We start from the raw sequence: 14433 nt of genomic DNA on the forward strand, positions 1-14433 counted from the left end.
AGTCATGAATCTTTCCGAATACGTGGCGTTGGATGCCGTCGCCCTGGCCGCGCATGTTCGCTCGGGCGAATTATCCGCCGTCGAGGTCGTCGAGGCGGCTATCGAAGCGATCGAAAGCGTCAATCCCGCCCTCAATGCCGTGACGCTGATCGATGCGGACCGGGCGCTTTCCGTTGCGGCAAGCTGCAACCGGCAGGCGGCACTCGCCGGCATTCCTTTTCTGGTCAAGGACACCGGCGTCAATGTACGGGAGTGGCCGACGACGCACTCGTCGCTCTACTTCAAGGATGCCGCGCCGAAGCCCGACAGCGAGATCGTCCGGCGCTGGCGGGCCGCCGGTCTGATCTTGCTGGGCAAGACAAACACGCCTGAATTTGCCAACGACTTCGTCACCGAACCCAGCTTTCGCGGCCCGACCTCGAACCCCTGGGATCCTTCGCTGACGGCGGGCGGCTCAAGCGGCGGAGCTGCTGCCGCGGTGGCGAGCGGCATGGTGCCGGTCGCCCACGGTTCCGATATCGGCGGATCGATCCGGGTGCCGGCTGCCTGTTGCGGCGTGTTCGGCATGAAGCCGTCGCGCGGGCTCACGCCTGTCGGGCCTGGTCGAGGTCAGGTCGGCGCCGGGCTCTACGCCGAGAACGTGCTGTCCCGCACCGTTCGCGACAGCGCCGCCATGCTGGACATGACTGCCGGTCCAGAACAAGGAGCGCCTTACTCCGTGTCCAAATCGGTGCCGTCCTACCTGGACTGGCTGTCTTCGCCCGGTGCGCGTCTGCGCGTCGCGTGCCTGGCGCACCGGCCGGACGGCACGCCCGTCGCGTCCGAGATCGGGGCAAAATTTCAGGAAGCCATGATCCTCCTCGAGGACAGGGGGCACGAGGTCACAGAGGCGCGTTTCCCGCGGGAAGCCAGCGCCGAAGCGGACTGGAGCATCTTCTGGATGTCGGAGGTCGCGCGGCTGGTTGACGATCGCGCCGACGAGATCGGGCGGATGCCGGGGGCCGGCGAAATCGAAAGCCTGACTCGTCACGCGCTCGACTGTTTTCGGCGATCCTCGGCCGCCGATTATTTCAGGGCGCAGGACCATGTGCACAGCGCTTCGCTGGCGATGGCGATGGCGTTCGATGGGTTCGACCTGATCATGACACCGACGACGGCCGAGCTTACGCCCCGGCTTGGCGCCATCCATGGCGATGGTGCTGTCTTTGATTACGAGGCTTGGGCGAGGCGGGCCTACGGCTTTGCGCCTTTCACAGAAATCTTCAACGTCACCGGCCAACCGGCCGCCAGCCTGCCGCTTTTCCAGTCGAAAGACGGCCTGCCGATTGGCATCCAGCTCATTGGCCGCAAGAACGAGGATCACCGGCTGCTGCGCGTTTGCCTTGACCTGGAGCAGGCAACCGCATGGACCACGCGTTACCAGGTGATCCATGCCAGGCATTTTCAGGTGTGAACCAGACAGGGGGGTTCAGTGCACATAGGTGGCTTTCAACGGCATTGGTCACGCCGGCGTTGGCTGTCCGAGCAGCGACCGCGCCGTCGGCGCCAGGCGCAGAACCTCCACGGGCCTGGCGAATTCCCACTGCGCGGCCTGCTCCAATTCCTGCCATCTCGGGAAGGCAGCCAAGGCTGCCTCGCGGCGGGCATGTGCATCGGCGCTCGCGAAACCGGTGATGCTGATGAAGACGTTTTCGCCGGCCCGCACCGGCAACCGCGGAAAGCTGTTTTCGGCATGCTCGGTAACGAAGGCGGCGAGCGGCGACGCGCCAAATGCGGCGAGCACCAGAAGGAACGCGGTCTGGAAGTCATTGGCGAAACGGGCTTCCAGGCCCGGTTGCAAATGATGAATCCTGATGACAACAATTGCCTGCAAATCGCTGCTTGCGCTCGGTTTTTCGAGGTCCGCCGGGGGTAATCGTTTCGATCCCGAGAGGTCTAGGGTCGCGCCCGGCCAGGCCGGCTTCAGCAGCAGCACGTCGTCGGATGAGATCATCGTGGCGTTGGCGGCGTCGCGCCACGCAGCCCAGACCGGCCCGTCGTAGAAGGCGGTCAGAGCGTTTTTCCGCGCTTCCATACCGTCGAAGCCGCGCAGCCAGACGAACATATCCGGCCGGTCGAGATCGCGGAACTGGCCGATGATGGTCATCCCCGCGCTTTCCTGGCCCTCGATCAGGTGATTGTCGAAGATGCCGATCAGCGTCTCGCGCCGGCCGGGTTTCAACGTGTATTGCCTGAGTTCGACGACGGGCGAGGCGAGCAGATCGGATTTAGGCGCGGCATAAGGCAGGTTCATCGCTCGATCTCCAAAACAGGTCAGTCATCCTGTTTTACAAAACAGACCGGTTGTCCTGTTTTGTCAATCTGCTATCGTGTGAAGATGTCAGCAGAGATATCCGCTCGCCCAAGGTCGCGGGCTCAAAAACGCACCAACGACCCCGAAGGCATGCGCAAAAAGGTGCTCGATGTCGCCGAGGAGGCGTTTCAGGCACGCGGCTATCATGCGTCCAGCATGGGCGACCTGATGGCGACGGCGGGCGTCACCGGCGGCGCGCTGCACCACCATTTCGCGACCAAGAAGGCGCTGGCGCTCGCAGTGATCGAGGAGCGGGTCGCCGCCGCCGTAGAAGAGACATGGATCGCGCCGGTGCGGATGGCTCCCTCAGCGCGCGAGGGCGTGCGCTCCGTGTTCGCGGCCGTCGCGGCGGAGCTGGAGCAGCAGGGTTTCGTGCGCGGCTGCCCGCTCAACAACCTGGCGCATGAACTGTCGCTTGCCGATCCGGATTTCCGCATTGCCCTTGCCAGCATTTTTTCTACCTGGCGTCAGGCGATCGCCGACAAGATCAGGGCCGACCAGCAGGCGGGCCGGGAACAGGGCATCGATCCGCAGCGCTTCGCAGCGTTGGCTGTCGCCAGCTATTCCGGCGCCATGTCGATGGCCAAGACCGCGCAGGACGCAAGCGTGCTGCGCGATTGCCTGATGGCATTGGAACAGGGAGTCACGAGGCGACGTCGCAGGATACTGCACAGAGCGCTTTAACGCTGGCAGGACAGAGGCCGCAGTCGCTGATATCGCGACCGAGGCGGGAGGCCGAGCTCTTAATTCGGCAGCGGCTTGATCAGCTCGTAGCCGACCACGCTTTCGGCGCTAGTGCCCTCGTCATAGCGCCTGGCCACAACTGCCTGCAGGTCGGGTGCGTAAAGCGCGGTGAACTCGTCCCGCGTCTCGCCGGCCTCGCTCCTGATCGTCTGCTTGACCGCGAGTACGGAGTATTTGCAGTCACCCAGGCTGAACGTCTCCTTGCCCTTGACGTTGATCTCCAGCGTCTCGGTGCCCTTCGGCGGCTTGTTCGGTGCAAGACGGGCAAACACGATCTTGCTCTTGGCACCCGCCTTCAGCGGGAACACCTTCCTGAGATCGGAAAACGGGATCATCGCCAGCTGCCCCGTGCTGCTGTCGCGAAACACCTCGATCAGCCCGCCGAACAGGTACTGCGACTGCGGCGATTGCGACTGGTATTTGTTGGCAACCGCCACCATTCCGCCCGCCGCCGGGCGAAATTCGCTGTGGATGCCGGGCCTTTCGAGAATGAAGCCGGCCTTGGCCGATTTGGCGTCGATGCACCCGGCGCCATGCGCTGCGCTCGTCACCGCCAGAATCGCCATTGTCATGCCGATGGATGTAGCTTTCATGGCGTCCTCCTTTGCCCGCGCAAGTTGAATGCCGAAAGCAATGCCAGACCTGGGAGAACGTGTCGACATACTTTACGAGCAACTGGACTGCCGGTCCCCGTCGTGCTGAATTTTAGCGCATGATGCATCGCATTCCCGCCCGGCCGGTTTCCCGGCGCAGGTTCCTGATGCAGGCAGCGGGCCTTGCCGCGGCCGGCGCCGTTTCGCACCCGGCCTTCGGCCAGACCGGCCAGCGCATCCCGCCGATCGACGCCACCTTCTTGTTTATCGCCGATGTCCATGCCTGCCGCACGGCGAACGGATTGAGCCCGCATTGCGAGCAGGAGGGCAAGACCGACGCTGCCTTGCTGCGCAACGTCGCCGCACTCAACGGCGTCGGCGACAGGCAATGGCCGGCTGAAATCGATGGCGTTGCCACCGGCCTGCGCTCGACGGGCAACATCGGCACGCCGCTCGGCCTGGTCGTTGGCGGCGACATCACCGATGATGGCGGCGGCCAGATCACCCAGCCCAGCGAGGGCACGCAACTGCTTCAGTTCAGCCAGCGCTACCAGCAAGGCGTCGGCCCCGACCGCGTGCACATGCCGGTCTATGTCGGCCTCGGCAACCACGACCTCGACCAGAACGGCCCGCGCTCGCATGTCGACTGGTACCGCCGCGAAATGCGCGACTACGTCGAGGTCAACCACCGCCCCGGCGTGTTCTTCAAGCCGCCTGCGCCGGCGACCGACTACGATGTCGGGACCGATTGCTATTCATGGGATTGGGGCGGCCTGCATCTTGTCCAGACGCACCGTTTCGCCGGCGATACCGGCCATGGCGCCACCAGCAGCCTGCCATGGCTGAAGCAGGACCTGGCAACCTATGCCGGCGACGGCCGCCCGGTCATCCTGTTCCAGCATTATGGCTGGGATACTTTTTCGATCGAAAGATGGGACGCCGCCGAGGAAACCTTCGACGACGGCGGCAAGGGTCCGCCCCACTGGTGGAGCGAAGCCGACAGGCAGGCGCTGCTGGCTGTGCTGAAGGGTTACAACGTCGTCGGCATCTTCCATGGCCACCAGCACGCGACGCCGATGATCTACCACCGTGACGGGGTCGACTTGTTCAAGCCGAAGGCCGCCTTCATGGGCGGCTTTGCGTTGGCGCGGGTGACGGGAAACAGCATGGATGTGGTGCTGGGCGAAGCCGCCGGAGATCATGGCGAGGTCACCTTCACCAATGCATACAGCAAAAGCCTGACTTTCTGACGGGCAGGAGAGGGCCAAAAAAGGCGGCCGAGCCGCCTCTTCCTGGTTCACGAAGGGCCGGCGTCAAAGCGCCTTCTTCACCTTGTCCTTCACGTCGCCGTAAGCCTTCTGCATCTTGCCGGTGGCCTTGTCGACGTCGCCTTCGGCCTCGGTGCGCCTGTTGCCGGTGGCCTTGCCGGCGGTCTGCTTGACCGAGCCCTTGGCTTGCTTGGCAACGCCGGCAACCTGATCCTTGTTCACCATCTCGCATCTCCTGGACCGTTCGCCTGGAGAAACGGTCGCGGATCGCTTAGGTTCCGGGTTCTGCCCGTCGATTGGGATAGCTTCCGGCCGCGAAGCCGACAGGATAGGGTGCACCAGAACGCCCGAACAGACAGGGCCGGAGGGACAATGGCTGAATTCACGCTCTTCATCGGCAACAAGTGTTTTTCGTCGTGGTCACTGCGGCCGTGGCTGGCGATGAAGCATCTGGAGATCCCGTTCGAGGAAGGTCTTGTGCGCCTGCGCACGCCCGAGACCGCGGCCAATCTGGCCAGGATATCGCCGACCGGCCAGGTGCCGGTGCTGAACCATCGGCTGCCGAATGGCGAGGTCCGGATCGTCTGGGAAACCCTTGCCATCCTTGAATATCTCGCCGAGCTGTTTCCCGGGAAAAAGCTCTGGCCGGCCGACATCGGCGCCCGTGCGCTGGCCCGCTCGGCGGCGACAGAGATGCATTCCGGCTTTCGCGAGGTCCGCTATGGCTGGCCGATGAATTTGCGCCGGCCAAAAGGCCACAAGCCGCTCGACGCCGAAGGTGAGGCACAACGGGCGCGCATCGAAGGGCTATGGCGCGAATGCCGCGAAAAATACGGCAAAGGCGGCCCGTTCCTGTTTGGCCATTTCACCGCGGCCGACGCCATGTATGCGCCGGTCGTCACCCGCTTCGACACCTATGGCGGCACGCTGGCAACCGATACCCGCGCCTATGTCGACGCCGTGCTTTCGATGCCTGCGATGCGCCACTGGTATGCCGAGGCGGCGACAGAGCCTTGGCCGGAGCCCGGCCCAGACGAATAGAGCCGAGCAACCGGTGAGCTGGTCTTCCACTTCACGGCCCGCGGCCTATCTGAAGATCGGGCTGGGGCCTTGGAGACTTCACAATGACATCTGTTTCTTCCGCACTGGCCGGCAAGGTCGCGCTTGTCACCGGCGCCTCCTCGGGCATCGGCGAGGCAACGGCTGTGGCGCTGGCCGCCGCCGGGGCCAAGGTTGCGATTGCCGCACGCCGCGCCGATCGTCTCGAAGCGCTGGCCGCGCGTATCGAAAAGGCCGGCGGGACGGCGCTCCGCATCGAGGCCGACGTCACCAGCAATGACGATGTCACCGCCATGGTCGACAAGGTTGTCGCCGAATGGAGCCGTCTCGACATCCTCGTCAACAATGCCGGTGTCATGCTTCTGTCGCCGGCCGCCGCGGCGATGCTCGACGACTGGCGCCGCATGGTCGAGCTCAACCTGCTGGCGCTGATGGGCGTCACCAAAGCGGCGCTGCCGCATCTGAGGGCCGCCAAGGGTCACATCGTCAATATCTCGTCGGTCGCCGGCCGTGTCGCCAATCCGGGCGCCAGCGGCTACGCGGCAACCAAGTTCGGTGTCGTCGGCTTTTCCGAATCGCTGCGCCGCGAAGTCTACGCCGACAAGGTTCGCGTCACCGTCATCGAGCCCGGCCTGGTGCGCACCGAGCTCGGCGACCACATCACCAATCCGGCGTTCAAGGCCGATCTGGACAAGCGGCTCGCCGCCATGGAGGCGCTGACCGCCGAGGACATCGCCGCGGCCATTCTCTGCGCCGTGTGCCAGCCACCACACGTCAACGTCAACGAGATCGTCATCCGCCCGACCGACCAGGAGCGGTGAATGACGTCGGATCGTTTCGTTAGACTTCGAAACCCGCCCGCAGGAAATCGCCACACTCCTCGACCAGCCGGGACGGGTCCCTCGCAAGATAGACGCCGAAATCCGCCATCGGCGCCGGCGGCAGGTTGAAGCGTCCGTTGAGGCTTTGGCAGTCGGGCGGCAGTCCTTCTTGCAGCAGAAGGCCGATGCCAAGCCCGGCCCTCAGCGCCGAGATCAGCGTCGCGAAAGTCGACACGCGGCAGCCGATCTTCCAGCCGATTCCGGCCTCGGCGAGCGAAGCCAGCATCCTGTCCTGCCAGGAGCAGGCGCCTTCGAAGATGATCAGCGGAAGCTCGACCTCGTCATCGATCTCGATCATGCGGCTTGCCGCCCAGACCAGCTGTCGTGACAGATGGCCTCGCGGCGCCATTGTGAAGCGCGCCGGATCGGCCATGACGATGTCGCATCTTCCTTCGCCCAGCGACTTGCTGAGATCGCTGCTGCTGGCCGACGTCAGCTCGATCTCCACGGAAGGATGCCGGCGGCGGAATTCGGCGATGATCAACGGCAGCCGTGTCACCGCCAAATCCTCGACGATGCCCAGCCGGACACGGCCGACCAGCCTGCGGCCTTCAATCTCGCGCCTGGCATCGTCGCCGATCGCGATGGCTTTGCGGGCGAAGGCGAGCAGGATCTCGCCCGCCTCGGTCAGCGTCACGCCGCGCGGCGAACGGCGCAGCAGCTCGGCGCCGACTTCACCCTCGAGGCGCTGAAGCTGCATACTCACCGCCGCCTGGGTGCGGGCAAGCCGATCGGCCGCCCGGCTTACCGTTCCCGTATCGGCCACGGTGACGAAGGCGCGCAGCAGCCTGACGTCGATATCTCCGGTCATAAGAATTCCTGATAGCTGTGTCAGCACTATCAGGCTATCCGAAAGTCCGATCTGAATTCAAGGTCCGCTCGCACGAATGAAAACAGGAGCAGCCGCCTTGTCCTACAGAAGAAGATTTGAGGAGTTCGGTGTCGCCTGGCCCTCGCTCGAGCGGCCTGCTTTGCCGTTCTCGCCGACGGTTCGGGTCGCCGACATCGTCTATGTCTCCGGTCAGATCCCCGAGATCGGGCAGGAGATCGCCGCGATCGGCCAGGTCGGCAGAGAGATCGATCTGGCTGCTGCGCAGAACGCCGCCCGGCTCTGCGCGGCCAACATCATCTATTGGCTGGACAAGGAACTGGACGGCAATCTCGACCGCGTCCTGAAATTCGCCAAGCTGACCGTCTATGTGAATGCGGCGGCCGGCTTTTCGGCCTATTCGGAGGTCGGCAACGGAGCATCCGAATTTCTACTCCATGTTTTCGGCGAGCGTGGCGAGCACGCCCGCTGCTCGCTCGGCATGGCCGGCTTGCCGGCCAATGTTCCGGTCGAAGCCGACGCTATCGTGCATGTCCGCTGATGCACGCCCAAAGCATGCCCTTAGGCCTGACCCGAGGTTGCGCAGTCGAACCAGGAGGAGGCTTGGCTTGATAAGTACAAATCTTGTGGGACGGAGGGCGCTCGTTCTCGGCGGAGGCAAGGGCCTCGGTTTCGGCGTTGCCGAAGCGCTCGCGGCGAAAGGCGCCGAAGTCATCCTGGTCGGACGAGGGGAGAAGACCCTGGATGTGGCGCGGCGCGCGATCGAGGCCGCCGGCCCCGTCTGCTCGACCTTCAGCGCCGACCTCTCCGACAACGACAGCGTCTCCGGGCTGATCCGTGCCGTCGAGGACGAGCATCAACGGATCGACATCGTCCTGCTCAATGGCGGCGGCCCGCCGCCCTTCGCGGCCAGTGTCTTCGACGCGAGCGTCTGGGAGAAGCAGTTCACCAGCATGGTGCTGAGCCAGATGCGCGTCGCCATTTCTTTCCTGCCAGGCATGCGGGCGCGGCGCTGGGGACGCATCATCGCCGTTTCTTCGACTTCCGTCCGCGAGCCGATCCCCGGCCTTACCGCTTCGAATGCGCTGCGTGCGTCGCTCGCTGGCTGGGCCAAGACGCTGGCCGGCGAAGTGGCGGCGGATGGCGTCACCGTCAACCTGTTGCTGCCTGGCCGTTTTGCGACGGACCGCACGAAACAGTTCGACGCCATGGATGCCGCCGACAGGGGTGTCGACGCTGCTGTGGTCGCCGCCGAGAGTCAGGCCGAAATCCCGGCAAAGCGCTACGGCACCCCCGCCGAATTCGGCGCGGTAGCCGCATTCCTGGCCAGCGACGCCGCCGCCTATGTCACCGGCGTGGCGTTGCCGGTGGATGGCGGGCTCAGCCGCGCCATGCTGTGAGGCAGGGGGCAGCGGCGCGAATGGTCGCATCATACAGGAACGCCCCTCGTGCCTTTTATCTGCGCGGGGGGCGTCCTGGTGGTCGTCCGCCTTTTCTCAAGATCGCTCTTTCGAGGAACGGCGTTCGACACCGAAAAAATGCTCCGGCGCCAAAATGGTTCCCGGCTAAGTGGTTTTTTCGGCGGGCAATAGCCCGGTTTTCGCTGTCGTATTTGCCGCCGCCGCGCATCTCCACGAGTGTTGCAAATCAAAAAAATTGACATAGCGCGCAAAGAAGTCTACAAGAATTTTGTCGATGTTTGTTTGACCGACTTTTGTTATCCGCGTGCCGAGGCGCGCCTTTGACGAACTTCCCCATCAAAATCGAGACAAACGTTGTTGTGCACCCGCATGACGGCGAACGAATATTTGCCATGGAAAGGGTTCGTTATGAGCACAGGCACAGTTAAATGGTTCAACGCCACCAAGGGTTTTGGTTTTATTCAGCCTGACGACGGTTCTGCCGACGTTTTTGTCCACATCTCAGCCGTCGAGCGCGCCGGAATGCGCGACATCGTCGAGGGCCAGAAGCTTGGCTACGAGATGGTCCGCGACAACAAGTCGGGCAAGATGTCCGCCGACCAGTTGAAGGCGGCCTAAAACGGAATTCAGCCTCACCGGTGACCACGGATGTACTGGCACCGGTGAATGGCAAATTCCAGCACATGATCGCGGGAGGTTAAGTCCCCGTTCATGCGCATGAGAAGAACGTTTCTTTGCGCGTCTCTCGGGATGCGCGGGCGCTCTCATGGAAGGTCAGGCGGTGCCTGGCCTTTTTCATTTTTGCGCTTCGACCGCCGAAAAGCGCTGCTCGACGGCCTAGACGTGCTAAGGACGTTTCAGCAATTTGAAACCGGCTGCCGTATTGCTTTGTGCGGGATCCTGGCCGAAAGACCAGTCTCGCCTCCTTTTCGGCGGCGCGCTCCGAACCGGGAGAAAGACCTTGACCGAAGCTTCAAAAAAACCCCGCGACCAGGCCGAATCCATTTTCAGCAAGACGCGGACCCAGTCGATGTCGCTCGACCGCATCAATTCCGAACGGGATGCCGTCAGCCAGGCCCGCGAAGCCAAGACCGCGCGGCTGCGCGAACTGCGCCTGGAAAAGGAAGCCGACGACATGGCGGCAGCGGTTGCACTCGCGGCCTCGCCAAAACGCGCAGGCAAACGCTGATGGCCACCAAACGTGTGCCTCAAAAGGCGATCGCCGCCGATTCGACCATCGCCGATGTCGTGGGTGAACTAGACAAGCCGGTCGAATATGTCCGGCGCGTGCTCGAAAAGCTCGAGCGCTGCCGGCGCGTCCACGGCGATGCCCAGGTGCGGCTCGGCGTGCGCGGCCGTGCCGAATGCCCCAATTACCTGATCGAATACGTCCGGGAAAACGCCAAGACGCACGAGCGCGTGACCTATCAGGATGCCGCCTACAGCGGCAGCACGCATCGCGAGCTGGCCCCCCGGCACATCGAGGAAGCCAGGAACTGGTCGCCCGAAGAAATGAACATCACGGCCGTTTCGGCGCTCATCGGCCGCCTTCGCAATCCGAATGCGCCATCATCGCGTTTCTCTGACGAGGATTGAAATGGCAATCAAGTTTTCCGCCAAGGGCCAGCCGGCAGCGCCTGCTGCCGCCGTGAAGCCGACCAAGCCGGCCGCCGCGCCAAAAACCGGTGAAGCCGCCGAAGCGGGCACCGATCTGTTCAGGTCGCCGGCCGAAGCACCGCCGCGCAAGCCGAAGAAGAAATAGCGCCCTTGCAGCAAAGTGCCGGCCGGAAATCTGCGCCAAGGCTGCTTGCCCTGGCGGTCGCAGAGGATTTTTCGTCGCCGCAAGAGGGCGCCGGTCCGGTCGCCTTCGATTGCCAGACCTGTGGCGCCTGCTGCGCCTACTCGTCCAGATGGCCGCGCTTCTCCACCGAGGATGACGCGCAGCTCGACCTTATCCCGCAAAAATACGTGGCTGCCGACGAAGCCGGTATGCGCTGCGACGGCGCGCGCTGTTCGGCACTGTGCGGCGAGGTCGGCAAGTCAACGGCCTGCGGCATCTACGACATCCGCCCCGACGTCTGCCGCGCCTGCATGCCGGGCGATGACGACTGCCTGATCGCGCGTCGGGCTCACGGTCTGCCGACGCTTGAATGACGGCCCTCGGGCTGGCGTCCCAGTTTGAATTTCGTCAATCAGATGCGCGAAAGTCGCTGCGGTAGAGGCCGGGCGATCGTCCGGTCAATCGTTTGAATGCCTGCGAGAACGACGGCACCGATTCATATCCGACGGCGCGCCCGATCTCGCCGATGTTCTGGTTCGTTTCCCGCAGCGCCCTGGCGGCAAGGTTCATCCGCCACCGGGTCACATAGGATAGCGGCGGCTGTCCTACCAGTTGAGCGAAGCGACGCGCGAAGGTGGCTCGAGACTGTGCCGCGCCGCTGGCAAGGGAAGCGATAGTCCAGGGATTGCCCGGCTGCTCGTGGATCATGCGCAAAGCCTGCGCAATGCCTTTGTCGCGCAAGGCGCCAAACCATCCCCCTGTTCCGAGTGGCTGATGTTCGATCCAGGCACGCAACAAGAAGATCAACGTGCTGTCGAGAAGGCGTGGGGCGACAATGTCGTGGCCGCCGAGATCGCCTTTCGCTTCGACCTGCAGAAGTTCCAGGGCAAGCCGCAGCGGCTCGCTGGTGCCAATCTGATTTCGGGTCAAATGGATCAGCGGAGGAAGCAGCGAAACCATCGGGTATGGCCCGACGCCGTCGAGTGAATATCTCGCACAAAGAAGAGTTGTCGCGCCGCTTTCGCTTTTCGGTTCCGCTCCGCTCCGATTCGCGGAAAGGACGGCGGATATCGATGCCGTCGGTGCATCCGCCGGATTGCAAAGGGTATGCCCGATACCGCTCGCGACAAGGATGACATCTCCCTCGCCTAAGCGGATCGGCTCCCTTTCACCGGCTAACCGCAGCCAGCATTTCGCCGTTCTGGATGACGTGGATGGCGGCATTCCTTGTCGGATCCACCGAAATACCCCAGGGCCGATGCAGGGTCGCGCTGCCGATCATGGCGCTGCCAAATCTCAGCGAAGCAAGAACTTCGGACAAGGCATCCATGAGAACCATCCTCCGCCGATAACCAGATTGACGATATTAGACGATTGGATAAGAATCTAGGCGAATAGCGTATCGACCGTCTCACAAGCGTGGCTGATCATGTTGGCAATATCGGCCTGCGGACGCTCCCGTCCACACCGGGCAGAAGCAGGCACCTGAAGGAGCAAAAACATGCGTGACGAACCATCAAATCCAGTTCCAGCCAAGATCCATAATTCGCTCGAGACCAACAAGACGATCGTCCTGGACTTCATCGACAAAGCGGTAAACCAGGGCAACATCGAAGCTGCTTCGATGCATTTTGGCGAACGCTACATCCAACACAATCCGAACATTGCGGATGGTGCGGACGGCTTCAAAGCCTATCTGCAGCAGCTCAAACAGTCATTTCCCCTCGTAAGGGGAGAGGTGAAGCGGATTTTTGCAGAAGGGGATTTCGTCATTGTGCACATGCACGCAAAACGCGAACCGGAGGAGGAGGGCCTGGCCATTGTCGACATTTTCAGGCTGAAGGACAGCAAGCTGGTCGAACACTGGGAAGTTCGGCAGCCTATTGCCGATAGCAAGCTGCACGCCAACAGCATGATCTGAATGCGCATAGGCTCTCAGGTTGGCTTGTGCCCGCACGTTTCGCTGATTACGCTGCCGGCGGCAGGGCCAGCACCGGGAGACCATCCGTGAGCATCGAATTTCTATTGACGTCGCTGATTGTCGTGGCTTCGCCCGGTACCGGCGTTCTCTATACGCTGAGCGCCGGGCTCTCGCGTGGCGCGCGCGCCAGCATCATTGCCGCTTTCGGCTGCACGCTCGGCATCATTCCGCACATGGCGGCCGCCATCACCGGCCTCGCGGCGCTGCTGCACACCAGTGCCGTCGCCTTCGAGACGCTGAAATATCTCGGCGTCGCCTACCTGCTCTACATGGCCTGGAACACGCTGAAGGAGAAGGGTGGCCTGAGCGTCGAAGAAAATGTTGCGCCGCGCTCGGCCGGCAAGGTGATCACTTCGGGCATCCTCATCAACATCCTCAACCCAAAACTGTCGATCTTCTTCTTTGCCTTCCTGCCGCAATTCGTCAGCACCACCGAACCGCATGCGCTGTCGAAGATGCTGGAGCTCAGCAGCATCTTCATGCTGCTCACCTTCGTGGTCTTTGTCGGCTACGGCGTTTTCGCGGCGTCAATCCGCAGCCATGTCGTGTCGCGGCCAAAGGTGCTGACCTGGATGCGCCGTACCTTCGCCGGAGCCTTTGTCATGCTCGGCGCCAAACTGGCGCTGGCGGACCGGTAGACAGGAAGGTCGCGGGCAGCGCAAATCTATCCCTTCACATAGCCCATGGCCTCGACAATCTGCCCGTCCGCCACGCGCATCAGGTTGACGCCGCGCAGCGAATTGCCGTCGGCCATCCAGTAGCGCCAGCGGATCGTCGCCCGATCACCGGCGACGAAAGTTTCTTCAATGTCGAAGCGCGTGCCGGGTCCGGTTGCGATCGCCGACCACAGTTCGACGCAGGCGCCCTTGCCGATGCGGCGGGCGCCGTCCGGGGCCGGCGTGGTGTTCTCGATCACGCAATCTTCCGCCACCAGATCGTCGAGCGCCGACGGGTCGTGGCGCTGGAAGACGTCGTTGTAGCGCCGCATGATCTCGGCCGTTTCGGCGGAGCGTTTGGCGGCGGCGATGTCGATGACGAGTTCCTGTGTCATTGGATATTCCTTCCCTTCAGTGATCGGTAGCGGTTTCGATGAGGCGGGCCTTGAGCGTGATCACTGCGACGCCGGCCAGCGCCCGCGACACGAGGCAGCTCTCCTTGGCCGTCTGCGCCAGCCGCTCGAACTCCCCCGCCGCCAACCCGGCGACGCTTGCCTCGGTCTCCAGCTCGATGCGGGTCAGCGTCGGTCCGGCCGCGGTGGCGCCGAGATGCGCTTTGGCGATCGTGTGGATGCGTGCGGGAGTGTAACCTTCGCGGCCGAGGACGGTGCTCAGCGCCATCGAGAAGCAGCCGGCATGCGCCGCCCCAATCAATTCCTCGGGGTTGGTGCCGGGACCGTTCTCGAAACGCGACGGGAACGAGTAGGCGCCTTCGAAGACGCCGCTGCCGAGCTTCAGCCGGCCCGAACCTTCCTTCAACGATCCCTGCCATTGGGCCTTTGCTTCACGAATGGTCATTGTGTCTCTC

Annotated in this window: 22 protein-coding genes; 14 read left to right on the top strand and 8 right to left on the bottom strand. The window is 63.2% G+C overall.

Annotated elements, in window-relative coordinates:
- The first annotated feature begins 4 nt into the window (after positions 1–4).
- Positions 5–1453: an amidase gene (locus NKH33_RS18985; RefSeq protein WP_352920992.1), complete on the top strand. Its 1449-nt coding sequence runs from the start codon at positions 5–7 to the stop codon at positions 1451–1453.
- 48 nt (positions 1454–1501) lie between these two features.
- Here the strand turns inward: NKH33_RS18985 and NKH33_RS18990 are convergent, their stop codons facing one another.
- The gene (locus tag NKH33_RS18990; protein WP_352920994.1) at positions 1502–2293 is read right to left on the bottom strand and encodes an NIPSNAP family protein; all 792 of its coding nucleotides are present in this window, start codon (positions 2291–2293) and stop codon (positions 1502–1504) included.
- Positions 2294–2443: 150 nt separating this feature from the next.
- Between NKH33_RS18990 and NKH33_RS18995 the strand changes: the two genes are divergently transcribed.
- Entirely contained in the window at positions 2444–3037 is a 594-nt protein-coding gene (locus NKH33_RS18995) for a TetR/AcrR family transcriptional regulator (protein ID WP_352472654.1), read from the top strand.
- Positions 3038–3096: 59 nt separating this feature from the next.
- Here NKH33_RS18995 and NKH33_RS19000 read toward each other — a convergent pair whose 3' ends face one another.
- Complete coding sequence (locus NKH33_RS19000; protein WP_352472655.1) at positions 3097–3690, bottom strand: hypothetical protein; 594 nt, start codon at positions 3688–3690, stop codon at positions 3097–3099.
- Between the two features lie 119 nt (positions 3691–3809).
- On the opposite strand from NKH33_RS19000, the gene NKH33_RS19005 reads away from it, so the two are divergent.
- Positions 3810–4940, top strand: coding sequence for a metallophosphoesterase (locus NKH33_RS19005; RefSeq protein ID WP_352920996.1), 1131 nt, complete (start codon positions 3810–3812; stop codon positions 4938–4940).
- Positions 4941–5003: 63 nt separating this feature from the next.
- On the opposite strand, the gene NKH33_RS19010 is transcribed toward NKH33_RS19005, so the two are convergent.
- Complete coding sequence (locus NKH33_RS19010; protein ID WP_254820647.1) at positions 5004–5183, bottom strand: CsbD family protein; 180 nt, start codon at positions 5181–5183, stop codon at positions 5004–5006.
- 147 nt (positions 5184–5330) lie between these two features.
- Here NKH33_RS19010 and NKH33_RS19015 point away from each other — a divergent pair, with 147 nt between their 5' ends.
- Both NKH33_RS19015 and NKH33_RS19020 read left to right on the top strand, forming a co-directional pair.
- Positions 5331–5999, top strand: a complete 669-nt coding sequence (locus NKH33_RS19015) for a glutathione S-transferase family protein (RefSeq protein ID WP_352920998.1) — start codon at positions 5331–5333, stop codon at positions 5997–5999.
- Between the two features lie 83 nt (positions 6000–6082).
- The gene (locus NKH33_RS19020; RefSeq protein ID WP_352921000.1) at positions 6083–6838 is read left to right on the top strand and encodes an SDR family NAD(P)-dependent oxidoreductase; all 756 of its coding nucleotides are present in this window, start codon (positions 6083–6085) and stop codon (positions 6836–6838) included.
- Between the two features lie 19 nt (positions 6839–6857).
- Here the strand turns inward: NKH33_RS19020 and NKH33_RS19025 are convergent, their stop codons facing one another.
- On the bottom strand, positions 6858–7709 hold the full coding sequence (locus tag NKH33_RS19025) for a LysR family transcriptional regulator (protein ID WP_352921002.1): 852 nt from the start codon (positions 7707–7709) through the stop codon (positions 6858–6860).
- Between the two features lie 97 nt (positions 7710–7806).
- On the opposite strand from NKH33_RS19025, the gene NKH33_RS19030 reads away from it, so the two are divergent.
- The 7 genes from NKH33_RS19030 (at position 7807) to NKH33_RS19060 (ending at position 11302) form a co-directional block, all read left to right on the top strand.
- Complete coding sequence (locus NKH33_RS19030) at positions 7807–8268, top strand: RidA family protein (RefSeq protein WP_352921004.1); 462 nt, start codon at positions 7807–7809, stop codon at positions 8266–8268.
- A 67-nt stretch (positions 8269–8335) separates the two neighbouring features.
- Positions 8336–9127, top strand: a complete 792-nt coding sequence (locus tag NKH33_RS19035; protein WP_352921005.1) for an SDR family oxidoreductase — start codon at positions 8336–8338, stop codon at positions 9125–9127.
- 429 nt (positions 9128–9556) lie between these two features.
- Positions 9557–9766, top strand: a complete 210-nt coding sequence (locus NKH33_RS19040; protein ID WP_010915421.1) for a cold-shock protein — start codon at positions 9557–9559, stop codon at positions 9764–9766.
- Between the two features lie 343 nt (positions 9767–10109).
- Positions 10110–10337: a hypothetical protein gene (locus NKH33_RS19045; protein WP_352921042.1), complete on the top strand. Its 228-nt coding sequence runs from the start codon at positions 10110–10112 to the stop codon at positions 10335–10337.
- Positions 10337–10744, top strand: coding sequence for a hypothetical protein (locus tag NKH33_RS19050; protein WP_023722751.1), 408 nt, complete (start codon positions 10337–10339; stop codon positions 10742–10744). The genes NKH33_RS19045 and NKH33_RS19050 overlap by 1 nt, the downstream gene beginning before the upstream one ends.
- A gap of 1 nt (position 10745) precedes the next feature.
- Positions 10746–10910, top strand: coding sequence for a hypothetical protein (locus NKH33_RS19055; RefSeq protein ID WP_352663276.1), 165 nt, complete (start codon positions 10746–10748; stop codon positions 10908–10910).
- Between the two features lie 50 nt (positions 10911–10960).
- On the top strand, positions 10961–11302 hold the full coding sequence (locus tag NKH33_RS19060) for a YkgJ family cysteine cluster protein (protein ID WP_352921044.1): 342 nt from the start codon (positions 10961–10963) through the stop codon (positions 11300–11302).
- 34 nt (positions 11303–11336) lie between these two features.
- Here NKH33_RS19060 and NKH33_RS19065 read toward each other — a convergent pair whose 3' ends face one another.
- Both NKH33_RS19065 and NKH33_RS19070 read right to left on the bottom strand, forming a co-directional pair.
- Entirely contained in the window at positions 11337–12152 is an 816-nt protein-coding gene (locus NKH33_RS19065; protein WP_352921007.1) for an AraC family transcriptional regulator, read from the bottom strand.
- A complete protein-coding gene (locus NKH33_RS19070) occupies positions 12097–12267 on the bottom strand; it encodes a cupin domain-containing protein (protein WP_352921009.1) in 171 nt (56 codons plus the stop codon). The genes NKH33_RS19065 and NKH33_RS19070 overlap by 56 nt, the downstream gene beginning before the upstream one ends.
- Before the next feature lie 162 nt (positions 12268–12429).
- Here NKH33_RS19070 and NKH33_RS19075 point away from each other — a divergent pair, with 162 nt between their 5' ends.
- Positions 12430–12849, top strand: coding sequence for a nuclear transport factor 2 family protein (locus tag NKH33_RS19075; RefSeq protein WP_352684920.1), 420 nt, complete (start codon positions 12430–12432; stop codon positions 12847–12849).
- A gap of 86 nt (positions 12850–12935) precedes the next feature.
- The gene (locus NKH33_RS19080; RefSeq protein ID WP_352684918.1) at positions 12936–13547 is read left to right on the top strand and encodes a LysE family translocator; all 612 of its coding nucleotides are present in this window, start codon (positions 12936–12938) and stop codon (positions 13545–13547) included.
- Positions 13548–13573: 26 nt separating this feature from the next.
- Here the strand turns inward: NKH33_RS19080 and NKH33_RS19085 are convergent, their stop codons facing one another.
- Positions 13574–13960: a nuclear transport factor 2 family protein gene (locus NKH33_RS19085; RefSeq protein ID WP_352569753.1), complete on the bottom strand. Its 387-nt coding sequence runs from the start codon at positions 13958–13960 to the stop codon at positions 13574–13576.
- A gap of 16 nt (positions 13961–13976) precedes the next feature.
- On the bottom strand, positions 13977–14423 hold the full coding sequence (locus NKH33_RS19090; protein ID WP_352831811.1) for an OsmC family protein: 447 nt from the start codon (positions 14421–14423) through the stop codon (positions 13977–13979).
- Between the last annotated feature and the right edge of the window lie 10 nt (positions 14424–14433).

Origin of the sequence: Mesorhizobium sp. M1182 (assembly GCF_040318335.1) — a bacterium.
GTDB lineage: Bacteria > Pseudomonadota > Alphaproteobacteria > Rhizobiales > Rhizobiaceae > Mesorhizobium.

What these genes read in the sequence shown, in the direction of transcription:
- NKH33_RS18985 (WP_352920992.1), top strand. Translation starts at nt 5, where the DNA reads ATGAATCTTTCCGAATACGTGGCGTTGGATGCCGTCGCCCTGGCCGCG.
- NKH33_RS18990 (WP_352920994.1), bottom strand. Translation starts at nt 2,293, where the DNA reads ATGAACCTGCCTTATGCCGCGCCTAAATCCGATCTGCTCGCCTCGCCC.
- NKH33_RS18995 (WP_352472654.1), top strand. Translation starts at nt 2,444, where the DNA reads ATGCGCAAAAAGGTGCTCGATGTCGCCGAGGAGGCGTTTCAGGCACGC.
- NKH33_RS19000 (WP_352472655.1), bottom strand. Translation starts at nt 3,690, where the DNA reads ATGAAAGCTACATCCATCGGCATGACAATGGCGATTCTGGCGGTGACG.
- NKH33_RS19005 (WP_352920996.1), top strand. Translation starts at nt 3,810, where the DNA reads ATGATGCATCGCATTCCCGCCCGGCCGGTTTCCCGGCGCAGGTTCCTG.
- NKH33_RS19010 (WP_254820647.1), bottom strand. Translation starts at nt 5,183, where the DNA reads ATGGTGAACAAGGATCAGGTTGCCGGCGTTGCCAAGCAAGCCAAGGGC.
- NKH33_RS19015 (WP_352920998.1), top strand. Translation starts at nt 5,331, where the DNA reads ATGGCTGAATTCACGCTCTTCATCGGCAACAAGTGTTTTTCGTCGTGG.
- NKH33_RS19020 (WP_352921000.1), top strand. Translation starts at nt 6,083, where the DNA reads ATGACATCTGTTTCTTCCGCACTGGCCGGCAAGGTCGCGCTTGTCACC.
- NKH33_RS19025 (WP_352921002.1), bottom strand. Translation starts at nt 7,709, where the DNA reads ATGACCGGAGATATCGACGTCAGGCTGCTGCGCGCCTTCGTCACCGTG.
- NKH33_RS19040 (WP_010915421.1), top strand. Translation starts at nt 9,557, where the DNA reads ATGAGCACAGGCACAGTTAAATGGTTCAACGCCACCAAGGGTTTTGGT.
- NKH33_RS19050 (WP_023722751.1), top strand. Translation starts at nt 10,337, where the DNA reads ATGGCCACCAAACGTGTGCCTCAAAAGGCGATCGCCGCCGATTCGACC.
- NKH33_RS19055 (WP_352663276.1), top strand. Translation starts at nt 10,746, where the DNA reads ATGGCAATCAAGTTTTCCGCCAAGGGCCAGCCGGCAGCGCCTGCTGCC.
- NKH33_RS19065 (WP_352921007.1), bottom strand. Translation starts at nt 12,152, where the DNA reads ATGCCGCCATCCACGTCATCCAGAACGGCGAAATGCTGGCTGCGGTTA.
- NKH33_RS19070 (WP_352921009.1), bottom strand. Translation starts at nt 12,267, where the DNA reads ATGGTTCTCATGGATGCCTTGTCCGAAGTTCTTGCTTCGCTGAGATTT.
- NKH33_RS19075 (WP_352684920.1), top strand. Translation starts at nt 12,430, where the DNA reads ATGCGTGACGAACCATCAAATCCAGTTCCAGCCAAGATCCATAATTCG.
- NKH33_RS19085 (WP_352569753.1), bottom strand. Translation starts at nt 13,960, where the DNA reads ATGACACAGGAACTCGTCATCGACATCGCCGCCGCCAAACGCTCCGCC.
- NKH33_RS19090 (WP_352831811.1), bottom strand. Translation starts at nt 14,423, where the DNA reads ATGACCATTCGTGAAGCAAAGGCCCAATGGCAGGGATCGTTGAAGGAA.